A 24,052-nucleotide genomic window follows, 5' to 3' on the forward strand; every position below is an offset into this window, starting at 1 on the left:
TTCCAGTAATTCCTAATACTAACAGTTGCTACGTCTACTTAACAAGTCAAATTTAAACAAATCTTCAGCATTCTTATATGATTCTCTAGCAATTGTTCTTAATTCAGTAGATCTTAAATCTGCCATAAAATTGGCAACATTTTCAACAAACGAAGGTTCATTCCTTTTACCCCTATGAGGAACAGGAGCTAAAAATGGTGAGTCAGTTTCAATTAAATATTTATCATTTGGGACTATTTTGGCGCACTCATGAATTTCATGTGCTTTTGGGAAAGTTACTATACCACTAAAACTGATGTAAAATCCAAGATTCAAAAATTGCTGCATTTCTTTTGGTGTTCCTGTCCAACAATGAAGTACACCATCAGGACATTTTCCTTTTTTAGAGAGATCACTACATATCTCAATCATTTCATTTGCAGCATCTCTGCAATGGATAATTACTGGCAATTGAAGTTCATAAGCTAACTCCATTTGCGGAATAAGTGCTTCAATCTGCTGAGTTTTATTTTCATTTTTAAAAAAATCCAAGCCTAATTCTCCAATTGCTACAACTCGTCTATCTTCTAGAGCTGATTTTCTTAGAAGAGATTTTGAACTTTGTTCCCATTTTTTTGCTTCTAGCGGATGCAAACCAACTGAATAGTATATTTCATTAAATTCATGGGAAATTTTTTTCAACTTTGGAATTTCTGTTAATTCACAACAAGCATGCACTAATTTTTTTACACCTCTTGAACGCAATCTTAAAACAACATCTTCAAGATCTCTCTGAAAATTTTCAAATATCAAATGACAATGGGAATCTATGAGTTCTATATCGCTCATGATTATGATCTATCTTTTTACTTAGTGGTAAGAGTAATTTTTACAAAATTGTTGATTTTCGATTTTTTATTAGCACCATTGTTCTTGTGAAGGACATTTTTTTTAACTGCTTTATCAATTAAGCTAAAAGCTTTATTAAGACTTGTTTTTACTAAATTTCTATTATCCTCGTTAGGGTCTTTTTTAAATTTTTCGCAATTCTCTAAGGTTTTTTTAGTTAAAGTCCTAACAGTAGATTTATATGACTTATTTATTAAACGATTTCTTTCGGCAATTTGTATTCTCTTTTTTGCTGAGTTGTTGTTGGCCACAGAGGGTGCATTAATAGAAGATTCTTATCATAACAAATAAATCGTCTAGTAATCAATCATATATAATTTAGAAGATATTAAATTGGGTTTTGAGCCTTTCTATTTGAAAAAATTAAGCAAATGAAGATCATAAATAATAAAAAAGAAGCTATTGAAGAATTAAACAGGATTTCTACTCGAACTAATTCAGATAACAATAATAAGATAAATACAATTGTTGAAGAAATTCTTAAAGAGGTAAAAATTTCTGGAGATATAGCAGTAGAAAAATTTACAAAAAAATTTGATGGTTTCGACCCTGACCCTATGCAAGTGAGTGCGGATCAAATAAAAAATGCATGGGATGAAATTGATAATAATTTGAAGCACTCACTTGTGGTAGCTCATAAAAGAATTCAAAAATTCCATGAAAAAGAAATTCCCCAATCTTTCACTATAAAAGGTGAATATGGTGATACCGTCCAAAGAAGATGGAGACCAGTTAAAAAGGCAGGTATTTATATTCCTGGAGGTAGAGCTGCTTATCCAAGTACAGTATTGATGAACGCTATACCTGCAAAAGTAGCAGGAGTAGAAGAAATTATAATGGTATCTCCCGGGAATCAAAAGGGAGAAATAAACAAAACTGTTTTAGCTGCAGCTCACTTATCAGGTATCAATAAAGTATATAGAATTGGAGGAGCTCAAGCAATTGGTGCTTTAGCATTTGGCACAAATCAAATCAATAAAGTTGATGTTATTTCAGGTCCAGGGAATATATATGTTACAACTGCGAAAAAACTCATTTATGGCTCTACAGGGATTGATTCTTTAGCTGGTCCAAGTGAAATATTAATCATTGCAGATGAAACAGCTCAAACCGCTCACATAGCATCTGATCTACTAGCGCAAGCAGAACATGATCCTTTAGCTTCATCTGTACTTCTTACTACATCAAAGAACCAGGCAGAAGAAGTTCTAGAAGAACTTTATAAAAAAATAGATGATCATCCAAGAAAAGAAATTTGCATGGAATCAATAGAAAATTGGGGTTTAATTGTGATTTGCAATAATTGCGAATCATGTGTTGAACTAAGCAATAACTTTGCCCCTGAACACCTAGAAATTCTTACTGTAGATTCAAAAAAAATTCTTGCAGGTATAGAGAATGCAGGAGCAGTATTTTTAGGAAAATGGACCCCTGAAGCTGTTGGAGATTATCTTGCTGGACCAAATCATACTTTACCCACGTCAGGAAATTCTAGATTTAGCGGTTCTTTGGGGGTTGAAACTTTTATGAAAAATACTTCAATAATAGAATTTAATGAAGAAAGTTTAAAAGTTAATAGCCTTGATATTATTAATCTCGCTAAAAGTGAAGGCTTACATAGCCACGCTAACTCTGTACAAATAAGATTTGAAGATTAGCTTGCTTTAGCTAGCTCTTGAGGGTGAGTAAACCATTGGAGTGTTATCTTCAATTTTACCAACTAATACTTTGTCAGTTAGATCAACGAATAATCCATTTTCTAATACTCCTGGAATATTATTAATCTTCATTTCAGTGTCTTTTGGATTCTTAATACCATCATTAAATAATACATCTAGGATGAGGTTGCCTTGGTCAGTAACAACTGGGCCAGCTTTTTCAATAGCCATTCTTAAAGAAGAACTGCCATTCATTTCTGAAATGACTTCCTGAACTTGCTTCCAAGCATTTGGAAGAACTTCTACAGGTAAAGGGAAAGATTGATTTAGATTTTGTACAAGTTTAGTTTCATCAACAACAATCAACAACTTATTAGCTTTAGATGCAACTAACTTTTCTCTAACATGGCATGCTCCTCCTCCTTTTATTAATTGAAATCCTGGATCAACTTCATCTGCTCCATCAATAGCTAGATCAATTTGAGATACTGAAGCTAAATCGATAAGCGGGATATCCAGTTCAAGAGCTAAAACTTCTGATTGAAAAGAAGTTGCAACACCTCTTATATTCTGGAGTTTCCCAGAACGCATTTCATCCGCAAGACTTTTTATCATTAACGCAGCTGTAGATCCAGAACCTAATCCAAGAATCATGTCACTCTCTACTTCCCTAATTGCTGCATCAGCAACTACTTGTTTCATTTGAGTTTGTGAATCCAAAATCTTTTTATCTAATTGTTATAGATTATTAAATTTCAATGGGTGCTTTATGTCAAACCTGGGAGAGGTTCTGGTTTGATATTTATCTGTATCTCTTTATTATCTCTCAAAATATTTAATAGAAATACTTTTCCTATCTGAGCTTTTTCTACTTCATCTAGTAAAGTTTTAGGCTCATTTATAGAGATATTTTCGGCTGCTATTACTAAATCGCCTCTTCTTAAACCAGCTTTTTCAGCGGGGCTATTAGGTATTACTGATTGAATTAGAGCTCCATTTCTTTCAGGTAATTGCACTAGAGAATTGGGATCTCGATTATGTTCTTTAGCAATTCTAGGATTTAAAGAAATTAATTGTACCCCTAAATATGGATGAATAACTTCACCATTTTTGAGTAACTGATCAGAAACACTTTTAGCTAGATTGATGGGAATCGCAAAACCTAAACCAGCTCCAGGGCCACTTCTTACTAAAGTGTTTATTCCAATTACCTCGCCATTGGAATTTATGAGTGGTCCCCCAGAATTTCCTGGATTTATTGCCGCATCAGTCTGAATAAGATCCAACCTTTTATCCGAAAATCCTAAACTATTAATATCTCTATGCAGGCTGCTTACAATCCCTAAGGTGACCGTTTTTTCAAGACCATAGGGAGTACCAAGAGCTATTGCCCAATCCCCAACTTCAAGATCTTCAGAATTTCCAAGTGGAGCAAAATCAGAATAAGTATCTTCATCTATTTTTACTAAAGCAAGATCAGTTACTGTATCCGTGCCCAAAACTTCACCATCGCAAACAGATCCATCTGCCAAAGTAACAGAAACATTATCGACTCTTTCTACGACATGAGCGTTTGTAAGAACCAAACCATTCTCATTAATGATAACCCCAGATCCTTGCCCTCTTTCCCTTTCAGGAGTAATACCTTGCTCGCCAAGTAAATCCCTTAATAAAGGGTCAAGTAAAGTAGGATCAAATTGTTGCCTCTCTACCAAACGCTCAGTGTCAATTTTTACAACTGCAGGGCCAATATTTTTAACTGCGGATGATACGAAATTATGATTTTCAAAAGAAGTTAAAGCTAAAACTTCAGCATCTTGAAAGAAATTGAGTATGCAAAAACAAATAACAATGAATGTTTGGATTAAATATATAAATTTAATCTTGAGATACTTCATTTTATTAAAAGTTTTTGAGTTTATTTAATAAATCTAATTGAAGAAAGAGATTATTGTTGTTTTTTTGTTTACATCCATAAAATGCAAATTTTTAAATTTTTCTATAGAAAAAACTTCTTAATGTGTGAAAATAAATTTTAAATAAATTTATAAATAAATTTGAATAAAGAAAACAAAAGTAAACTAGAAGCTTTATTAGCAATAGTTGCTAATGAGCGTAATTTAGAAATCTGCGGGTTAAATTTGCAAACTAATAAAAATCCAATTGTTATTGAAATAACTATAAGAAAAACTAATGGGGATGACATTTCCTTAGACGATTGTGCGCTATTTAATACCCCAGCATCTGACGAAATAGAAAAATCAAATCTTTTAAATTGTTCATATGTGTTAGAAATTAGTAGTCAAGGGGTCAGTGATGAACTAACCTCAGAAAGAGACTTCAAAACTTTTAAAGGTTTTCCAGTTAATGTTGAGTTAAACCAAAAGAATTCAAAAATAAAATTTCTTAATGGTTTACTTTATGAAAAGTCTAAAGATTATTTAGCCATTAACATAAAAGGTAAGATTAAAAAAATCCCTTTTGATGAAGTACTAAAAATTAGTCTTTGTACATTAAAAGATTAATTATTTTCAACCATTATTCAATTTCCCATCATAGATGGCATTAGTTATTCTCCCAGGTTTAAACAATCTCATTGAAGACATTAGTGAGGAAAAAAAGTTACCTCCTAATATCGTGGAATTAGCCTTACGCGAAGCTTTATTAAAAGGATACGAAAAATATAGAAAAACTTTTTACATTGGAGTTAACCAAGATCCATTTGATGAAGAATATTTCAGTAATTTTGATGTTGGACTAGATCTAGAGGAAGAAGGTTATAGGATATTATCAAGTAAAATAATTGTTGAAGAAGTTGAGAGCGAAGATCATCAAATATCTCTTGTAGAAGTTAAACAAGTAGCTGATGATGCACAAATAGGTGACACAGTTGTTTTAGACGTTACTCCAGAAAAAGAGGATTTTGGGCGAATGGCTGCTTCAACAACAAAGCAAGTTTTAGCCCAAAAATTAAGAGATCAACAACGAAAAATGATCCAAGAAGAATTTGCGGATTTGGAAGATCCTGTTTTAACTGCAAGAGTTATAAGATTTGAAAGGCAATCAGTCATTATGGGAGTTAGTTCGGGTATTGGTAGACCTGAAGTAGAGGCCGAACTTCCCAAGAGAGATCAATTACCAAATGACAACTATAGAGCAAATGCAACTTTCAAAGTATTTTTGAAGGAAGTTAGCGAAATTGCAAGAAAAGGTCCACAACTTTTTGTAAGTAGAGCAAATGCTGGTTTAGTGGTTTATTTGTTTGAAAATGAAGTCCCAGAAATTCAAGAAGGCACAGTGAAAATTGTTGCTGTTTCAAGAGAAGCCAACCCTCCTTCAAGAGCTGTTGGGCCAAGAACAAAAGTAGCGGTTGATAGTGTCGAAGAAGAAGTTGACCCTGTAGGTGCCTGTATTGGAGCTAGAGGAGCAAGAATTCAACAAGTAGTAAATGAATTAAGAGGAGAAAAAATTGATGTTATTAAATGGTCATCCAATCCAATACAGTATATTTTAAACTCTTTAAGTCCTGCGAAAGTCGATCAAGTAAGACTTGTAGACCCAGCAGGGCAACATGCGCACGTACTAGTTCCTCCTGATCAATTAAGTCTCGCAATTGGTAGAGAAGGTCAAAATGTAAGACTTGCCGCAAGATTAACTGGTTGGAAGATTGACGTTAAAAATTCACATGAATACGATCAAGAAGCAGAAGATGCTGCAGTCTCTGAATTAATCATTCAAAGGGAAGATGAAGAAAATCTCCAGAGAGAAGCTGAACTAAGATTAGAAGCAGAACAAGCTGAGCGTGCAGCAGAAGATGCAAGATTAAGAGAGCTTTATCCCCTTCCCGAAGATGAAGAAGAATATGAAGAAGCCCAATATGAAGGAGAAGAATTCACAGATAATGATCCATTAGAGACTGTTCAAGATACTGAGATATCTGCCAAAGAGGAGAAAAAACGGTGATACAACAAATCCCTGTATTTCGTGTATGCATTTCATGTAGAAAAACATATAACCGGAAAGATCTTTTAAAGATTACTAAAGATTATAAGCAAGGCATCATGATTCAAAAGGGAATGGGGAGATCAGCTTACATTTGCAAGTCAAAAAAATGCTACTCAGATTCCAAGATCAAAAAAAAGCTTCAAAAAGCTTTAAAAACATTTTTAGAACCTGAATTTGTTGAAATTTTTGAAAAAGAAATTACAAGCTACAATAACAATCCCCATTAAGGGAATATAATTAAATTAAATCCTCTTCAATTTCGAAAGAGTACAAATCAGATTAAATGACTATCAGCGATAAAATCAGAATTTACGAACTTTCCAGAGACTTAAATCTGGAAAATAAAGATGTACTGGATGCTGCTCAAAAACTTTCAATTACAGTAAAAAGCCATAGCAGTTCTATTAGTGCAGAAGAGGCAAAAAAAATTAAAAATCTTATTAACAAAAAGAATTCAGATAAAAAAATACTTTCCATTAATAAACCTTCAATTAAAAAAGATAATTTCAAACAAAACAAAGAAGATAAATCTCCTTTTATTTCTCCTAAAAAAGGGAAACCTCTCAAAGATAATTCAAACATAAAACCCTTATTGATAAAACCACTTAACAAGCCTGAGAGTGCAAAAATAATTTCAAATCAACTTCAAAATCCCAATAAACCTAATATTATTAATAGTTCACAATCTCGAGCAAATCTTACAAATACAAATAATAAACCTTCACAGAATTTAAACCAAGATAAAAAAACTCTCGAAAATAACACAACCCCACCTATCAAAAGTCCGGCAAAACCACCTATTCAATTAATTGCAAAGCCTAAAAATATAAATAATAATGTTAAATCTAATGAATCTTCCCAGAACATCTCAAGTGCAGGGGATAAAAGACGACTATCAAACAAACCTGATCAAAATACTAACAAACCTACAACAAAAAATTTTAATAATAGAATAAAAACCCCTGAGCTCGTAGGAGCTCCAATAAGAAGAGAAGATCCCAAAATAAATCCTAATAAACAAAATAATAATGATAAGCAAAACATTGCTTTTAAACAAACTGCCTCAAACAGACCTGGTTCTCCCAATAGACCTGGCATGCCCAATAGACCTGGTTTAAGAAACAAACCTTCAGATCAAGGCAGGCCTGGCTCATTTAATAGGCAAGGCAATCCTAATAGACCCGGTTCTCCCAACAGAACTGGTATGACCAATAGACCTGGTTTAAGAAACAAACCTTCAGATCAAGGCAGACCTGGCTCATTTAATAGGCAAGGCAATCCTAATAGACCCGGTTCTCCCAACAGAACTGGTATGACCAATAATAGGGCTGGTTCTCCCAACAGACTTGGCATACCCAATAATAGGCCTGGTTCTAAATTCAATGGCCAAAATTCCTCTGGGATAAGGAAGCCAGTATCACCTAACGAACTTTTACAACTTCAAAAAAATAATAACTCACAGAAAGACAACCTAGGTGTAAAGAATAACGCAAAACAAAATATCGATGCACCTAAGCAGAAAGCCAAAGCGCCTAATAATCGTCCAAATGCTACTCCAAGTTCCAAAAAACCTCCTCATAGAACATTTTCAAATAGTTCAAAGAAACCTGGGAAGACAGACTGGGATGATAGCGCAAAACTTGAAGCATTAAGAAGTAAAAATATCCAAAAACAAAGGCAAAAAGTTCATATTATTGGTGAAAATGATGATTCATTAACATCTGAAACCAGTGGATATTCAGGCGAGAAAATTTCAATTTTATCAGCAAGTCTGGCGCGTCCTAAGAAAGAAAAGTCTGAAGAAACTAAATCTCAAAAATCTATCAAACAATTTAAGAAGAAGAAAAAAGAGACCACAAGACAGAGGCAGAAAAGGAGAGCAATGGAATTAAAGGCTGCCAAAGAGGCCAAACAAGTAAGACCTGAAATGATAATAGTTCCCGAAGATAATTTAACTGTTCAAGAATTAGCTGATAAATTAAGCCTTGAAAGTTCTGAAATAATAAAATCTCTTTTCTTCAAAGGCATAACGGCAACTGTCACTCAATCACTTGACTTAGCAACTATCGAAACAGTAGCAGAAGAATTTGGGGTGCCTGTTTTACAAGATGATATCCAAGAAGCTGCTGAGAAAACAGTTGATATGATTGAATCTGATGATATTGATAATCTAATTAGAAGACCTCCTGTTATTACAGTGATGGGTCATGTAGATCATGGCAAAACAAGTCTTTTAGATTCCATCAGAGCATCAAGAGTAGCTTCGGGGGAAGCAGGGGGCATCACTCAACACATAGGAGCTTATCAAGTTGAATTTGAACATGAATCTCAAAAGAAAAAATTAACTTTTCTTGATACCCCTGGTCATGAAGCCTTTACTGCAATGAGAGCAAGAGGTACAAAGGTTACAGATGTAGCAGTTCTTGTAGTTGCTGCAGATGATGGTTGCAGACCTCAAACACTAGAAGCTATCAGTCATGCAAGAGCTGCAAAAGTACCAATTGTCGTTGCAATAAATAAAATTGACAAAGAAGGGGCTTCACCAGACAGAGTAAAGCAGGAACTATCAGAAAAAGATTTAATTGCTGAAGATTGGGGAGGCGATATAGTGATGGTCCCAGTAAGTGCTATCAAAAAACAAAACATTGATAAATTACTCGAAATGATCTTATTAGTTTCAGAGGTAGAAGATCTACAAGCTAACCCTGATAGATTTGCAAAAGGTACAGTTATTGAAGCCCACCTAGACAAAGCCAAAGGGCCTGTAGCTACCTTATTAGTACAAAATGGAACCTTGAAATCTGGAGATGTTTTAGCTGCGGGCTCAGTTCTTGGAAAAATTAGAGCAATGGTTGATGAACATGGTAATAGAATCAAAGAAGCAGGACCATCATTCCCAGTGGAAGCGCTAGGATTCAGTGAAGTACCCACTGCAGGAGATGAATTCGAAGTCTACCCTGATGAGAAAACTGCTCGAGCCATTGTCGGAGAAAGGGCAACAGATGCTAGAGCCACAAAATTAGCTCAGCAAATGGCCTCTAGACGAGTCAGCTTATCGTCATTATCAACTCAAGCAAATGATGGAGAACTAAAGGAGTTAAACCTAATTCTCAAAGCTGATGTTCAAGGTAGTGTTGAAGCGATATTAGGATCATTAGAACAATTACCAAAAAATGAAGTTCAAGTCAGAGTTCTACTTGCTGCTCCAGGAGAAATAACTGAGACAGATATAGATCTCGCTGCTGCATCTGGGTCAGTAATCATTGGGTTTAACACCTCATTGGCTTCTGGCGCGAAGAGAGCAGCTGATGCTAATGACGTTGATATAAGAGAATATGAAGTAATCTATAAACTCTTAGAAGATATTCAGTTGGCCATGGAAGGGTTACTTGAACCCGATCTTGTCGAGGAATCATTAGGGAAAGCTGAAGTTAGAGCAACTTTTGCAGTCGGCAAAGGAGCTATTGCAGGCTGCTATATACAAACTGGCAAATTACAAAGGAATTGTTCGCTGAGAGTTACTAGATCAGAGAAAGTAATATTTGAGGGTAATTTAGACTCTCTAAAAAGAGCTAAAGATGATGTAAAAGAAGTAAATACAGGATTTGAATGTGGAGTTGGCTGTGATAAATTCTCTTCATGGATTGAAGGAGATGTAATCGAAGCATTCAAATTTGTCACCAAAAAGAGGACCTTATCACAATAATTAAACATCTAGCTTATTTTTCTCTACTTCTGTCAAAGATTAATAATGTAGGAAATATTACACAAGCACCCAACTGTATAAGAAGGTTATTTTGCTGTAATTCAGTTCCGCTTGCAATTCTGAAAAGCATTATTAGAAGTCCCAAAAATGCAGAACCGCTAAAAGCCACCCACAATATTCTTCTCAATCCCTTGAAAGGAGCTTGGGACTCCTTTAATAATTTCTTTTTCAATTCAGGATCTATTTTTGACATAAATTCTTTCAATTATAAGATTAAGTCTATACGAAAAATTCAATATTTTATTCTGCCGGTATAGCTCAGCGGTAGAGCAACTGTTTCGTAAACAGTAGGTCATTGGTTCAATTCCAATTATCGGCACTTACAAAGCAAATTAAAATGATTAATAAAATTTTAAAATTTAGATATCTTTTTAAAGTATTTGTTTTTATTCCTCTTATATTTTATTTTGGCAAAAGAAGTTATATTGCGTTTGATGAAGGTTTCTATGCACTACAAGCTAGATGGATATTAGAAAAAGATAACTGGACAATTCCACTTTGGTGGGATCAATATGTTTTAGATAGAACAATAGGATTACAGTTTTTAATAGCAAAGTCACAAGACTTATTTGGAAGAAATATTTTTTCTGCATATCTACCAACAACAATAGCTTCAATATTGATGCTATTTGCAACTTATAAATTACATGAAGAATTATTTAATAAAAAATATGCAATTATATCTCCATTAATCCTTGCAACTACATATCTATGGTTTGACTACTCACACTTAGCCACTCAAGATATTATTTATTCTTGTTTAGTAACTATTGGAGTATTAGCTTTAGTCAAAATAAAAAGTAAAAATAACAAATTCTATATTCTGCTTTTTGGAATTTGGATTGGTTTAGCTTTTATGATGAAAACTTTTTTGGTTTTTGTACCGTTATTATCACTCATACCATATATTGTTTTAAAAAAAAATTTTTTATTCATCAAATTCTTTTGGTTAGGACTACTAATTGGATTTATTCCTTTTTTATTCTGGACGTTTTCTATAAACCCTTATTTAGAAAAAAATATTATTTTTTACCTAGTAGAAAAGTTTAACTTTCTATCAAGTAAAAATACTTTTACAAATCCTTTCTATTATTATTTTTGGAATGTCCCAGCAACATATCTGCCATGGAGTTTTTTCGCAATTATTGGAACGATATACAATATCTCTCAAAGTAGAGAGAATAAATATATACTTTCTTTCTTCCCCTTCATTTTACTTGCCATCCTTAGTATTTTCTCTACAAAAACACCCTACTATACTCTACAAATCTCATCTATTTTTTCATTAAATACATTTGTAGGAATAAAATATTTGTTCAATTCTTATAAATACAATCAGTTTTTTATATTCTTGACTTCAAAAATAATTCCATTATTTATATTTGCCCTAATTTTCACATATTATTATTTCTTTAAAGATATAATTTATTTTAATACAAAGGAAAATACATTTATAATTTTAGGATTATTATCTTTCGGCTTATCTTGGTCATTAATAAAACATAAAAATTCATTCAAAGAAATATTAATAACTCTCATAATTGGACCTTACCTATTCACTTCATTTATTTTGCAATCAGGTTTATTCACTGATAGATCTAGAGAACTAAGAGAGAAAATGGAATATGTTTCATCCCTTGATTTAGTAAAAAATCAAACAATAATGGTTGATAAAAAAGGAATGAATGACTCTAGATCGCAATCAAAAATTATAAGGATTTCTTTATCAACTCCAAAGTTAGGTGGGGGAATAGAAAGTCTTAATCAGTTAAAAAAATCTGAATTAGCATGGACAACTGACCTTAAAACAATAAAAAATAATGATAATTATTATGAAGTGATATACGAAAATGATGTTTTAAATCCATGGAAATTAGTATTAAAAAAGTAAATAATCCATATATAATAAGTTGTCGTATGTAATCTTAAATAATGAGATCAGTTAATAGTTGGGATTTAACTAATAATAAACTTCATCAATTATTCAAAGACAATAAAGAATTTATTTCTATTAAAGTCCGTGGTAATACTTGGGAGCCAATCACTAGATGGCTAAGATTAGATTCAAGAATTTTTAGAGAAACTACAAGCAAAGCGAGAATAACTTTATGCGATATCGAATCTCTAGCAGAAATTTATAACTATAGATCAATTAGATGGAAAGCAAAAAAACTAACTCCTATTCCCACTAAGGCAATTCCACAATCTATAAAAAATATTTTTCGGAAAATACCAATCATAAAACAACTCGCCTATGAACTCGAAATAGTTTTTTATAAATATAGTGAAAATATTTCTAAACATTTAATATCAATAGTAATTCCGGCAAGAAATGAAGCTGGTAATAAAGAACTTTTAATTAATGCTTTAAATAAATTCAAAACTATACCCAATAAATTAGAAATTATATTTGTTGAAGGTAATAGCAATGATAATACATATGACATATTGAAAGAATTAAAAGAAAATTTCTCAAATTTTTTTAAGATATCTCTTTTAAAACAAACTTCTAAAGGGAAGAAAAATGCAGTCGTAGAGGGATTTAATATTTCTTCAGGTGAGACTCTCGCCATAATTGATAGTGATTTTACTGTAGATATTGATGACAGTATTGCAGCAATTATGGAATCAACCAAAAATAAAAATATCCTTATTAATTGCACCCGAACAACTTTTCCAATGGAAAAAGATGCAATGAGATGGGCAAATTATATAGGAAATAGGCTCTTCGCAATTTTTCTATCAATTCTCATAAATAAGTCTGTATCGGATTCACTCTGTGGAACAAAAGTTTTTTCAAGAAAATTCTTTAAACTTATGAAACAAAATGGAAGTTGGGATTCCAAGTCTGACCCATTTGGAGACTTTACAATAATATTTGAAGCTGCAAAGAATAACATTAAAATTTTAAATTATCCTGTTAGATATTACGCTAGAAAATCTGGAGCACCAAATATATCTAGATGGATAGATGGATTAAAACTTTTTAAAGTATGCTGGATTTATATGATTTCTGATATCTGAATTAAATAAAATTTTCACGAGTATTTTCTTAGGATTTTTAATTTCTCCAAATTAGTAATAAAGTAGTTAGATTCTTAAGGTGAATAAATTCATTAAATTTCATAACATGAATTTTAATTTGAAGTTCGAAAAATTAAATAAAAAAAATTACCAAAGAAATCACTATGGAAAAGTACTTACTGTAAGATTGCCATGTAATCCAATATTTCCAATAGGACCTATTTATTTAGCAGACCATATTCATAAATGTTTTCCAAGTTTAGAGCAGCAATTCATTGATCTAGCAATCATTCCATCTAATAAAGTTTCCAAACATTTAGCTAGAAAAATAGATCAATTCAGACCACATCTAATCATTTTTTCTTGGAGAGATATACAAATTTATGCACCTGTTGATGGTAGAAGTGGAAATCCCCTACAAAACTCTTTTGAAGTTTTCTACTCAAAAAATATCCTAAAAAAAATTAGAGGTTCTTGGGGAGGATTAAAATTAATTGCATCTCATTATGGAGAAATATATAGAAATACTTCTTTAGTCAAGATGGGACTAAAAAGAGCACAAAAATATAATAAAAATGTAAAAGTAATTTTAGGTGGTGGTGCCGTTAGTGTTTTCTATGAACAATTGGGGAATCTACTCCCAAAAGGAACTGTTATTTCAGTTGGAGAGGGAGAAAATCTCATAGAAAAAATTATTAGAGGAGATTCAATAGAGGAAGAAAGATGCTACATTGCTGGACAAAAACCTCGAAATAAATTAATACATGAACAACCTTCAGGCACTATTAAAACTGCCTGCAACTATAAATATATTAAATCAATATGGCCTGAATTCGATTGGTATATAGAAGGTGGCGATTATTACGTAGGGGTACAAACAAAAAGAGGTTGTCCTCATAATTGTTGTTTCTGTGTTTACACAGTCGTGGAGGGGAAGCAGGTTCGCATTAATCCTGTTAAGGAAGTAATCAAAGAAATGAAGCAATTATATGATCTTGGAGTAAGGGGATTTTGGTTCACTGATGCACAGTTTATTCCAGCCAAAAAACATATAGAAGATGCAAAAACTCTTTTGCAAGCAATTAAGGACCAAGGCTGGGATGATATAAATTGGGCTGCATACATCAGAGCAGATAATATTGATGCTGAGCTAGCTCAGCTTATGGTGGATACAGGTATGAGCTACTTTGAAATAGGTATCACGTCGGGATCTCAAGAACTTGTTAGAAAAATGAGATTAGCTTATGACCTTGAAACTGTATTAAATAATTGCAGAATGTTAGTAAAATCAGGTTTCAAGAATCATGTTTCAGTCAATTATTCATTTAATGTTTTTGATGAAACGCCCAGCACCATAAGACAAACAATTGCTTACCATCGAGAATTAGAAAATATTTTTGGTAAAGGCTTAGTTGATCCAGCTATATTCTTTATAGGTTTGCAACCTCATACTCTTCTTGAGAAGTACGCATTGGAACATAAAATTTTGAAGCCAAATTATAATCCAATGAGCATGATGCCATGGACAGCGAGAAAACTTCTTTGGAATCCAGGAGCACTAGGGAAAAAACTTGGTCAGGTTTGCTTAGAAGCTTTTGATAATCCAGAAGACGAATTTGGCAAAACAGTTATCGACATACTTGAGAGAGAATATGGAAAGTCCTCCTTAAAAGAATCCCTAAAAGTCCGTCCTTTATCAGAAAGGAAATTAGCTCATTCTAAATAATAAATTCAACCGTTATTAATCCTCTTTCTCAATTGAACTAGAAATTCCTTTAGATTTTAATGATTCTGAGTAGAATTCTGCTGGCTCTAAATCACAAACAATTACTAAACCCACACCCGTATTGTGTGCTTCAAGCATTATGGCGATAGCATCTTGTTCACTTAATTGCGGGACAACTTCTCTCAGTGAAATAGTGACATACTCCATAGAATTAACTGGATCATTATGAAGTAAAACCTTATATTTTGGAGATTTATTTTTTAATTCAACAGGTTTCTTTTCAATCACTGCTGAATTATTATTTCCACTTTGTTCTAACTTTATTGATGGCATTAAATTTATTAGAGTACAAATTTTAATAATAATTATATATCAATTATTCTTTCCATTGCATCGAGAACGTTTGATCTTGAGTTAAATGCTGACAAGCGAAAATAACCCTCTCCTGCCAATCCAAATCCGCTCCCAGGTGTTCCCACTACACTAACTTTTTGAAGAAGGAAATCAAAAAAGTCCCAAGATGTCATTTGATCTGGAACTTTAATCCAGATATAAGGTGCATTTTCCCCACCATAAACTTTATATCCTGAATTCTGAAGTTTATTTTTCATTATTTTTGCATTTTCCATATAAAAATCAATTAAACTTCTCACCTGTGTCTTCCCTTCAATAGAATAGACTGCCTCTGCTCCTTTCTGAACAATATAACTTACTCCATTGAACTTTGTAGATTGTCGCCTATTCCAAAGAGGCCATAACGCTATTTCCTCATTTGTTGAGCTAAATCCTTTGAGATTTTTAGGTATTACTGTAAAAGCACATCTAACTCCAGTGAATCCTGCATTCTTTGAAAAAGATCTAAATTCAATAGCACAATCCTTTGCTCCCTCAATCTCATATATTGAATGTGGAATATCATTATCTTGAATAAATGCTTCATAAGCTGCATCAAAAAGTATTAGAGATTTGTTTTGAAGAGCATAGTCAACCCACTTTTTCAAGTCTGCTTTATTAATAGTTGCTCCAGTCGGATTATTAGGAAAACAAAGATATAAAATATCAACTTTTTTTTCAGGTAGTTCTGGCAGAAAGTTATTCCCCTCGTTTATTGCAAGGTATGTCAATCCTTGATAAGTACCATTTTCAAGAGAATCACCAGTTCTGCCTGTCATAACGTTACTATCTACATAAACTGGGTAAACAGGATCTGTTACAGCAATTGAATTATCTTTGCCAAGAATATCTAAAATATTACTACTATCGCATTTAGAACCATCAGAAACAAAGATTTCGTCAGGTGTAATTTGACAGCCTCTCGAAATAAAATCATGCTCAGCTATTTTTTCTCTGAGCCAAGAATAACCTTGTTCTGGTCCATAACCTCTAAAACCATCTGTTGTTCCCATTTCATCTAAAGCTTTACCCATAGCCTCTATACATGCTCTAGGTAATGGTTCTGTAACATCTCCAATACCAAGCTTAATAATTTCAGCACTCTTATTTGATTGAGAATATGTTTTTACCCTTTTAGCAATTTCAGGGAATAAATAGCCTGCTTTGAGTTTTAAATAATTTTCGTTTACTTGAACCACTTTAGATAAAAAATTTCACCAATATTAGAATAATGTATCAACGTGCTTTAGTGGTGATTAGATGTTAAAATTATTTTGGTTATGATTAATTTCAGATATTATCATAGCTATGAATTCAATTTCAATTAGTTTGAAAATCGTTTAAAGCTTTATAAATAGCAGAATTTAATCACTATTAACTTTATTAATTTTAAAAAGTAAAAAATAAAGGCTATAAAAACTCTCTTTATTAAAAGATAAAACCTAATTCTTTAATTTAGATGATTTTCAAAATCCAAATCATTCAGAATCAACTATATGTCTCAGCAAATTATCATCGCTGAGCAGGCTCGAATAGCAGCACTACTCACAGATGATCGAGTTGATGAATTAATCGTCGCACAAGGTCAATATCAAATTGGCGATATTTTTTTAGGAACAGTTGAAAATGTTCTCCCTGGCATTGATGCCGCTTTCATAAATATTGGTGAAAGTGAGAAAAATGGATTTATCCATGTTTCAGATTTAGGTCCACTAAGACTCAAAAAAGGGGCTTTTGGAATAACTGAATTACTAGAACCAAACCAAAAAGTTCTAGTTCAGGTAATAAAGGAACCCACAGGATCTAAAGGTCCCAGACTAACCGGAAGCATATCAATCCCTGGAAAATACTTGATATTACAGCCATATGGCCAAGGAGTAAATATTTCAAGAAAAATAAATACAGAAACAGAACGAAGCCGTTTGAAGGCTCTTGGGGTTTTAATAAAACCACCCAGCACAGGCTTGTTATTTAGAACAGAGGCTGAAAAAATAAAAGAAGAACTTCTAATTGAAGATTTAGAACAATTAATTCAACAATGGGAAAATGTACTAAAAGTTTCTGAAGCTTCTAATCCGCCAAATTTGATAAAAAGAGATGATGATTTCTCTCTTAAAATCCTAAGAGATTATATTAAAGAATCAACTAAAAGCATAATTATTGATAATAAATTTTCAGTTGCAAGGGCAAAAGATTTTTTAATAAATTATGAATCTGATATAGATATTGAATTTCACGATAACAGTTTAAACCAACATATTTTCGAGAAGTACGAAATAAAGAAAACAATTCAAAAAGCTCTCCAGCCGAGAGTAGATCTTCCTTCGGGAGGTTATATCATTATAGAACCTACTGAAGCTTTAACAGTAATCGATGTAAACTCTGGATCATTTACAAGATCCGCGAATTCAAGGCAAACCGTTTTGTGGACAAACTGCGAAGCAGCAGTTGAAATCTCAAGACAAATGAAACTAAGAAATATTGGTGGAGTTATAGTAATAGATTTTATTGATATGGAATCTAGAAGAGATCAATTTCAGTTACTTGAGCATTTTACCTCAGCAATAAAAGATGATTCTGCTAGGCCTCAAATAGCTCAGCTAACTGAATTAGGCTTAGTAGAATTAACCAGAAAAAGACAAGGTCAAAATATATATGAATTATTCGGTAAAAAATGTTCTACATGCGATGGTACCGGACATGTAGAAAATATTTTAAATCACGAAATTTCTAACTTCAAAATTAAAAATATTGAAAATAAATCTAATCAATCAAACAATCTAAAAGCTATAGATACAGATACATATCAATCAACTGATGAGCAGGAAAAAATAATTGACAAGGAATTAATTAACTCCAAAGATCTAATTAAAGATAATTCTTCTAATAAAAAAGAAAAAGAGAATGATAATGATAATTTGAACCAATCAAATTCAAAAGAAAAAAATATAATAACAGTTGATCTTACAAATGAAGAAAAAATTGTTTTCAGTCAATTAGGTATTAACCCACTTATAAAGTTAGGTAAAGAATATCTCACCAGCAATAATTTTGTACGTTTAAAAGAAAGTAATAAAGAAACGGAAAAACCCTTAGATAATAAAAAAACAAAAGCAAAACAAATTAAAAAAATCTCAAATTTGGGAGAAGATAATATTCAAATTAAAATTGAAGCAAATGCAAATTCTAAAGATAAATCAACAAATAAAACTAATGAAAATAATGAAGTTGTATTTACAGATAAAAAGGACGAAGTTGAACTTACAGATGAGATAAACAATGCAAGAAAAAAAAGAAGAAGATCTTCAGCAAGCATTGAATAAAGTATTCGAAGTTGGAATAGACGAAGTTGGACGGGGAGCAATTTTTGGTCCAGTTTTTGCAGCAGCTGTAGTATTAACTGAAAAAAATAAATCCATCTTAAAACAATTTGGAGTAACAGATAGTAAAAAACTAACTCCCAAAAAAAGAAAATTACTTTTACCAAAAATTTTATTACTCTCTTCAGATTATGGAATTGGGCAATCTTCGGCCAGAGAAATAGATAAGTTAGGTATCAGGAGTGCGACAGAACTTTCAATGATAAGAGCTTTAAAAAAATTAAAAGAAAAGCCATCTGAATTAATAATTGATGGTCCCTTATTATTGAGGCCATGGGACGGAATTCAAAGAAACATAATATCTGGAGACGCAAAGTTTATCTCGATAGCTTCAGCAAGCATAGTTGCCAAAGTTTCTCGCGACAATCTAATGGAGAGGTTAGAAAAAAACTACTCAGGATACTTGATATTCAAAAATAAAGGTTATGGAACCAGAGAGCATCTTTCATTAATAAAAAAAAATGGAATAACTAAACTTCATAGGAAAAGCTTTTTAAAGAAATCAAATCTTATTTAATTCACACCAATCTAAAAAATCTTTCACGAGTTGCTGTTGAACCCTTGACTTTATACCCAACAGAATCCCATTTAATACCGAATGACCAGTAGATTCCAAAATTTTCCTTGGTACCAGCTTCAGTAGAGGGGGTTGGCTTACAGATACTCCAAGGAGCGCCTCACCTTCTAAACCAATATCAGTTGCTTCCAAATTCGCTTTCAAAATAAGATTAAAATCATCTATCATCCCCAAACCATCCAATGTACTTTCAAGGGCACTCATTTTTAAAATTCCATCTTTATTTTCTACCGCAATTGAGACAACAGGGTTAATATCTAATTGAAAAACCTTAAAACTTGTTACTGTATACTTATATCTACCTACCCCTTCTGCTACTAATTTTTTGGAGTCTAGCATTGCTCCAACAACTCTTTCTTCTTCCAAAAGATATTTAGAAAGATATTCTTTATTACGTGTTACAGAAAGCTTGAGTTTCTGTTTAGCATCAAAAGACAATAACATTTTCTATATTCCTCCAATGCTTATTTGATCTCTTTTTTTACAATTAATCATGCGCAAACAAGTTGCATATTTAGGTCCTCAAGGAACATACGCAGAAAAAGCAGCCCATATATTATCAAAGCTTGCCAATTTTCAGACACCTATATTTGTACCATGTAATGGGTTACATTCGGTCATTAAATCAATAGCCTACAACAATTGTGATGCTGCTGTAGTCCCTATAGAGAATTCTGTAGAAGGTGGAGTTACAGCTACTCTGGATGCCCTTTGGAAATTCCCTGAAATTTTTATAAATAAAGCAATTGTTTTACCTATAAAACATGCATTAATTAGTGATGGAGAACTTTCAAACATTTCAGAAGTATTATCTCATCCTCAAGCATTAGCTCAATGTTCAGAATGGTTATCTGATAATCTTCCAAATGCAATTCCTCTCCCAACAAATTCAACATCAGAAGCTGTCAATATGATCAAGGGGAGCAAATTCAGAGCTGCTATCGGTTCAAAATCATTAATTCAAATTGAAGGACTTAAAGAATTAGCCTTTCCTATTAATGATGTTCCAGGAAATTGCACTAGATTTGTTTTATTGAGCAAGGAATCAAGTTCAAATTTAGCTAATATTGCCAGTTTTGCTTTCTCATTAATTTCAAATAAACCAGGTGCTTTGCTTAAAGCTATAAATTATATTGCAGATTTTGGATTTAATATGAGCAAAATTGAATCTAGACCTTCAAAAAGAGAATTAGGTGAATATATAATTTATGTTGATTTAGAAATCAATGATCAAAATAATATTAAAAATTTACTTGAATTAAAAAATAAGTTAAAGCCACTTTGTAAGAATTTTGTAGACTTTGGAAATTATCTTTCTGAAAATATTGAACTAGATTAATTTACCCTCTACATTTATAAACTCCAAACTCCATTAAACCTTTTCTAAATGCCCAATTCATGAGAAGTATTGTTGGAATCTCTCTAAGCGACTTAACTATCGCAAATGGGCCAAGTGACAAAATTACAAAGGGCCTTCGAATGCCTTCAAAAATGGAGTCGTACCATGAAGGATTTGTATAGGAATTCCAATTTTCAGAAATAACTCTTCCTGAACTATTTTCGTTAGTGCTAAGAATGTTACTAAATTCGTTAATGCTAATAAAATTAGGATGTACCCATTGTTCAAGTAATTGATTGAGAACTAACTTTTCAAAAAATGATGGGGGGTATGCCCTAAGGTCTCTTGAGTTCCAATCAGCCAGCGCGAAAAACCCTCCAGGTCTTAGAGTTCTCAGCATTTCATCTGCAAACCTTGTTTTATCATTCATGTGTGCACCAGCCTCAACACTCCAGACGGCATCAAATGAACCATCTTCAAATTTTAAATCCAAAGCATCCATAACTTGGAAGTTGCAATTTAGCCCATTAGGAGTAAGTTCTCTTGCTCTTTTAACTTGAGCCTGACTAATTGTAATGCCAGTGACATTAAACCCATAATATTCTGCAAGAATCCTAGAACTTCCCCCTATTCCACAACCTACATCAAGAATCCTTGATCCCTGGGGTAATTTATCTAAACCAGTCCATTTGACTAATTCATGAACAAACTGAACTTTAGCCTTTCTAAAATCAATATTTTTTTTCCCTGAGGGATAAAAACCCAAATGTATATGTTCTCCCCATAATCTCTCAAGTAATTTATCCTGAGTCCAAGCATCATATGCAGAAGCTACTGTACCGGAAGAAATATATTTTCTAGCATTATTGCTCCATATTATCGATAGGACTATAAAGAATAAAACTATTAAAAAAAAAGGGAATAATAATTCAAACATTTAATTTTCTTTTATATCTGGAAAACTCTCTTTCAATGCTGTTCTTGCTGCAAGTTGTTTTCTTGTATGATCAAGCATTTCATATTCTCTTTGCAGACGGGTATAAGTATTTCTCTCTTCAAGAAGTCTTTGCTGTTCTTCCGCAACAGGGCCTCCCAAATGAGCTCCTATCCAAAATGATAAATCCATTGGGTTTTCAGGTAATTTATCAGGTAGATTTTTATTTGTATTAGTCAATTTACTCGTTAAATTAATAACATCACTAAGTGCTTCTTTAACTGAATCTTTTAGAGAATCTAATTTTTGAAAGTCATCAATATTATCATCACTAATCCAACTAACCATTGCAGAACAAAATGGAGTTGAACGGGTAATTTCTAAGACTTGAAATCTTTGTTGGCCAAGAGTGATAATATTACTTCTCCCATCCTCGGCAGTTTGATGTTTTAAAATTTGTGCGCAACATCCAACGTTAGCCATACTTTTGGTTGTTGGATCCCACTTAATCACTCCAAACATAGAATCACTCTCAAGGACAGATTGGAGCATAATCCTGTATCTAGATTCAAAAATATGTAAAGGCAATACTTCTTGAGGAAAAAGGACTACCTCCGGCAAAGGAAATAAAGGTAATTCCCTTACAGAGAGTTCTCCCATTTAAACCTCATTACATATTTTTATACTAATCAATTTAGGGCAATTTCGGGATTTATTAAAGTTTAACTTCTATATCTACACCACTAGGGAGATCTAGTTTCATTAAAGCATCAATAGTTTTTGCAGAAGGACTGTAAATATCTATTATCCTTCTATGTGTTCTTGTTTCAAAATGCTCTCTAGAATCTTTATCGACATGTGGTGATCTTAATACACAATAAATCTTCCTTTTTGTAGGTAAAGGTATTGGACCTATTGCTGAGGCAGAGGTAGTATCAGCAGTTTGGATTATTTTGTCGCAAGATAAATCGAGCATTCTTCTATCAAATGCTTTGAGTCTTATTCTTATTTTTTGTTGTGCAATTGAAGCAGTCATAGTTTTAAATAACTCTTAGTAAAGGGTCATTAATTAAAATGACCCTTATCCATAAACCTATATTAGATGATTGAGGTTAAATTTTAAAAATTCAAATTTATTATTTGAGAATTTTAGAAACAACTCCAGCACCGATAGTACGTCCACCTTCACGTATGGCGAATCGCATACCTTGTTCAATAGCTACTGGACAAATTAATTCTCCAGTCATCTTAATTCTGTCTCCTGGCATAACCATTTCAACATTAGAGCCATCATCTGAGGTAAATGCGGTTATTTGGCCCGTCACATCAGTTGTTCTGATGTAGAACTGAGGTCTATATCCTGCAAAGAAAGGAGTATGTCTTCCACCCTCTTCTTTTTTGAGAACATAAACTTCTCCTTCAAACTGAGTATGAGGTGTAATAGATCCTTTCTTCACAAGAACCATTCCTCTCTCAATATCTTCTTTCTGGACACCTCGTAAAAGTAAGCCAACATTATCGCCGGCCATACCTTCGTCAAGAAGTTTTCGGAACATTTCAACTCCAGTAACAGTTGTTACTCTTGTATCTCTTATTCCAACTATTTCTACTTCTTCTCCAACCTTAACTTTACCTCTTTCAATTCTTCCAGTAGCAACAGTTCCTCTACCAGTAATTGAGAAAACGTCTTCAACTGCCATTAAGAATGGTTTATCAACTTCTCTTTCTGGTTCGGGAATGCTGGCATCAACTGCTTTCATTAATTCTTCAATCTTTGATTCCCAAGTAGAATCACCTTCGAGAGCTTTTAAACCTGAAACTTGAACTATAGGAATGTCATCTCCTGGGAAGTCATAACTATCTAACAGTTCCCTAATTTCCATTTCGACAAGTTCAATGATTTCTTCATCATCGACCATATCGCACTTATTGAGAGCAACTACAAGAGCAGGAACTCCAACCTGTTTAGCTAAAAGAATATGCTCTTTTGTTTGAGCCATAGGACCATCTGTAGCTGCGCAAACTAGAATAGCTCCATCCATCTGAGCGGCCCCTGTGATCATGTTTTTCACATAATCAGCATGTCCTGGGCAATCGACATGAGCATAATGTCTGCCTTCAGTTTCATATTCAACATGAGCTGTATTAATGGTAATGCCACGCTCTCTTTCTTCAGGAGCACCATCAATGTCTCCATAGTCTTGAGCTTGAGCTTGACCTTTTTTAGCTAATACATTTGTAATAGCAGCTGTTAGTGTTGTTTTTCCATGATCAACATGGCCAATAGTACCTATGTTGACATGTGGTTTGTTTCTTTCGAACTTCTCGCGAGCCATTTTGAATTAAAGAATCGAGGGTTTAA

The 24,052-nt window shown here is 32.9% G+C and carries 23 protein-coding genes and 1 tRNA gene; 12 read left to right on the forward strand and 12 right to left on the reverse strand.

All coding sequences use genetic code 11. The annotated features are described in order from the left end of the window. Nucleotides 1–18 precede the first annotated feature (18 nt). Both HA152_RS08735 and rpsT read right to left on the reverse strand, forming a co-directional pair. Nucleotides 19–828 (reverse strand): TatD family hydrolase, encoded by an 810-nt coding sequence (locus tag HA152_RS08735; RefSeq protein ID WP_209135564.1) that lies wholly within the window; start codon nt 826–828, stop codon nt 19–21. Nucleotides 829–845: 17 nt separating this feature from the next. Continuing rightward, nucleotides 846–1,139, reverse strand: a complete 294-nt coding sequence (gene rpsT / locus HA152_RS08740) for a 30S ribosomal protein S20 (RefSeq protein ID WP_209135565.1) — start codon at nt 1,137–1,139, stop codon at nt 846–848. Between the two features lie 120 nt (nt 1,140–1,259). Between rpsT and hisD the strand changes: the two genes are divergently transcribed. Continuing rightward, on the forward strand, nt 1,260–2,546 hold the full coding sequence (gene hisD / locus HA152_RS08745; protein WP_209135567.1) for a histidinol dehydrogenase: 1,287 nt from the start codon (nt 1,260–1,262) through the stop codon (nt 2,544–2,546). Nucleotides 2,547–2,552: 6 nt separating this feature from the next. Here the strand turns inward: hisD and rpiA are convergent, their stop codons facing one another. Both rpiA and HA152_RS08755 read right to left on the reverse strand, forming a co-directional pair. Next, nucleotides 2,553–3,248 carry a ribose-5-phosphate isomerase RpiA gene (gene rpiA, locus HA152_RS08750; RefSeq protein ID WP_209135845.1) on the reverse strand — a complete coding sequence of 232 codons (696 nt, stop codon included), beginning with the start codon at nt 3,246–3,248 and terminating at the stop codon, nt 2,553–2,555. Between the two features lie 65 nt (nt 3,249–3,313). Then, nucleotides 3,314–4,444: a trypsin-like peptidase domain-containing protein gene (locus HA152_RS08755; protein ID WP_209135569.1), complete on the reverse strand. Its 1,131-nt coding sequence runs from the start codon at nt 4,442–4,444 to the stop codon at nt 3,314–3,316. 159 nt (nt 4,445–4,603) lie between these two features. On the opposite strand from HA152_RS08755, the gene rimP reads away from it, so the two are divergent. The 4 genes from rimP to infB are packed head-to-tail and all read left to right on the forward strand — an operon-like array spanning nt 4,604 to nt 10,257. Beyond that, nucleotides 4,604–5,071 (forward strand): ribosome maturation factor RimP, encoded by a 468-nt coding sequence (gene rimP / locus HA152_RS08760; protein WP_209135572.1) that lies wholly within the window; start codon nt 4,604–4,606, stop codon nt 5,069–5,071. A gap of 34 nt (nt 5,072–5,105) precedes the next feature. Beyond that, nucleotides 5,106–6,509 carry a transcription termination factor NusA gene (gene nusA / locus HA152_RS08765; RefSeq protein ID WP_209135574.1) on the forward strand — a complete coding sequence of 468 codons (1,404 nt, stop codon included), beginning with the start codon at nt 5,106–5,108 and terminating at the stop codon, nt 6,507–6,509. Further along, the gene (locus tag HA152_RS08770; RefSeq protein WP_209135576.1) at nt 6,506–6,778 is read left to right on the forward strand and encodes a YlxR family protein; all 273 of its coding nucleotides are present in this window, start codon (nt 6,506–6,508) and stop codon (nt 6,776–6,778) included. Before nusA ends, HA152_RS08770 begins: the two co-directional genes overlap by 4 nt. A gap of 56 nt (nt 6,779–6,834) precedes the next feature. Next, a complete protein-coding gene (gene infB / locus HA152_RS08775) occupies nt 6,835–10,257 on the forward strand; it encodes a translation initiation factor IF-2 (protein WP_209135579.1) in 3,423 nt (1,140 codons plus the stop codon). Nucleotides 10,258–10,270: 13 nt separating this feature from the next. Here the strand turns inward: infB and HA152_RS08780 are convergent, their stop codons facing one another. Then, complete coding sequence (locus HA152_RS08780) at nt 10,271–10,510, reverse strand: DUF3493 domain-containing protein (RefSeq protein ID WP_209135581.1); 240 nt, start codon at nt 10,508–10,510, stop codon at nt 10,271–10,273. A gap of 54 nt (nt 10,511–10,564) precedes the next feature. Between HA152_RS08780 and HA152_RS08785 the strand changes: the two genes are divergently transcribed. The 4 genes from HA152_RS08785 to HA152_RS08800 all read left to right on the forward strand — a co-directional run bounded on the left by HA152_RS08785 (nt 10,565) and on the right by HA152_RS08800 (nt 15,067). Continuing rightward, a tRNA-Thr gene (locus tag HA152_RS08785) sits at nt 10,565–10,636 on the forward strand. Nucleotides 10,637–10,654: 18 nt separating this feature from the next. Further along, nucleotides 10,655–12,208, forward strand: a complete 1,554-nt coding sequence (locus HA152_RS08790) for an ArnT family glycosyltransferase (RefSeq protein WP_209135583.1) — start codon at nt 10,655–10,657, stop codon at nt 12,206–12,208. Nucleotides 12,209–12,249: 41 nt separating this feature from the next. Beyond that, a complete protein-coding gene (locus tag HA152_RS08795) occupies nt 12,250–13,341 on the forward strand; it encodes a glycosyltransferase family 2 protein (RefSeq protein ID WP_209135586.1) in 1,092 nt (363 codons plus the stop codon). A gap of 106 nt (nt 13,342–13,447) precedes the next feature. After that, nucleotides 13,448–15,067, forward strand: a complete 1,620-nt coding sequence (locus HA152_RS08800) for a photosystem II high light acclimation radical SAM protein (RefSeq protein WP_209135588.1) — start codon at nt 13,448–13,450, stop codon at nt 15,065–15,067. 15 nt (nt 15,068–15,082) lie between these two features. Here HA152_RS08800 and clpS read toward each other — a convergent pair whose 3' ends face one another. Together clpS and HA152_RS08810 are read right to left on the reverse strand one after the other, a co-directional pair. Next, entirely contained in the window at nt 15,083–15,400 is a 318-nt protein-coding gene (gene clpS, locus HA152_RS08805; protein ID WP_209135590.1) for an ATP-dependent Clp protease adapter ClpS, read from the reverse strand. A gap of 32 nt (nt 15,401–15,432) precedes the next feature. After that, entirely contained in the window at nt 15,433–16,659 is a 1,227-nt protein-coding gene (locus tag HA152_RS08810; protein WP_209135592.1) for an LL-diaminopimelate aminotransferase, read from the reverse strand. A 297-nt stretch (nt 16,660–16,956) separates the two neighbouring features. Here HA152_RS08810 and HA152_RS08815 point away from each other — a divergent pair, with 297 nt between their 5' ends. Next, nucleotides 16,957–18,783 (forward strand): Rne/Rng family ribonuclease, encoded by a 1,827-nt coding sequence (locus HA152_RS08815; RefSeq protein WP_209135594.1) that lies wholly within the window; start codon nt 16,957–16,959, stop codon nt 18,781–18,783. After that, the gene (locus tag HA152_RS08820) at nt 18,740–19,357 is read left to right on the forward strand and encodes a ribonuclease HII (protein WP_209135597.1); all 618 of its coding nucleotides are present in this window, start codon (nt 18,740–18,742) and stop codon (nt 19,355–19,357) included. The genes HA152_RS08815 and HA152_RS08820 overlap by 44 nt, the downstream gene beginning before the upstream one ends. Here HA152_RS08820 and HA152_RS08825 read toward each other — a convergent pair. Next, the gene (locus HA152_RS08825) at nt 19,343–19,861 is read right to left on the reverse strand and encodes a DUF1997 domain-containing protein (RefSeq protein ID WP_209135598.1); all 519 of its coding nucleotides are present in this window, start codon (nt 19,859–19,861) and stop codon (nt 19,343–19,345) included. The two genes, HA152_RS08820 and HA152_RS08825, sit on opposite strands and share 15 nt — an antisense overlap. Nucleotides 19,862–19,910: 49 nt before the next feature. Here HA152_RS08825 and pheA point away from each other — a divergent pair, with 49 nt between their 5' ends. After that, the gene (gene pheA / locus HA152_RS08830) at nt 19,911–20,756 is read left to right on the forward strand and encodes a prephenate dehydratase (RefSeq protein ID WP_209135600.1); all 846 of its coding nucleotides are present in this window, start codon (nt 19,911–19,913) and stop codon (nt 20,754–20,756) included. A 1-nt stretch (nt 20,757) separates the two neighbouring features. On the opposite strand, the gene HA152_RS08835 is transcribed toward pheA, so the two are convergent. The 4 genes from HA152_RS08835 to tuf all read right to left on the reverse strand — a co-directional run bounded on the left by HA152_RS08835 (nt 20,758) and on the right by tuf (nt 24,026). Continuing rightward, a complete protein-coding gene (locus HA152_RS08835; RefSeq protein ID WP_209135602.1) occupies nt 20,758–21,693 on the reverse strand; it encodes a methyltransferase domain-containing protein in 936 nt (311 codons plus the stop codon). Further along, nucleotides 21,694–22,350 carry an LON peptidase substrate-binding domain-containing protein gene (locus tag HA152_RS08840; RefSeq protein ID WP_209135604.1) on the reverse strand — a complete coding sequence of 219 codons (657 nt, stop codon included), beginning with the start codon at nt 22,348–22,350 and terminating at the stop codon, nt 21,694–21,696. 55 nt (nt 22,351–22,405) lie between these two features. Next, entirely contained in the window at nt 22,406–22,726 is a 321-nt protein-coding gene (rpsJ, locus tag HA152_RS08845) for a 30S ribosomal protein S10 (RefSeq protein WP_002807536.1), read from the reverse strand. Nucleotides 22,727–22,826: 100 nt separating this feature from the next. Next, a complete protein-coding gene (gene tuf / locus HA152_RS08850) occupies nt 22,827–24,026 on the reverse strand; it encodes an elongation factor Tu (protein WP_025923574.1) in 1,200 nt (399 codons plus the stop codon). Between the last annotated feature and the right edge of the window lie 26 nt (nt 24,027–24,052).

The sequence above is a fragment of the Prochlorococcus marinus XMU1412 genome (assembly GCF_017696315.1).
Lineage (GTDB): Bacteria > Cyanobacteriota > Cyanobacteriia > PCC-6307 > Cyanobiaceae > Prochlorococcus_A > Prochlorococcus_A marinus_AF.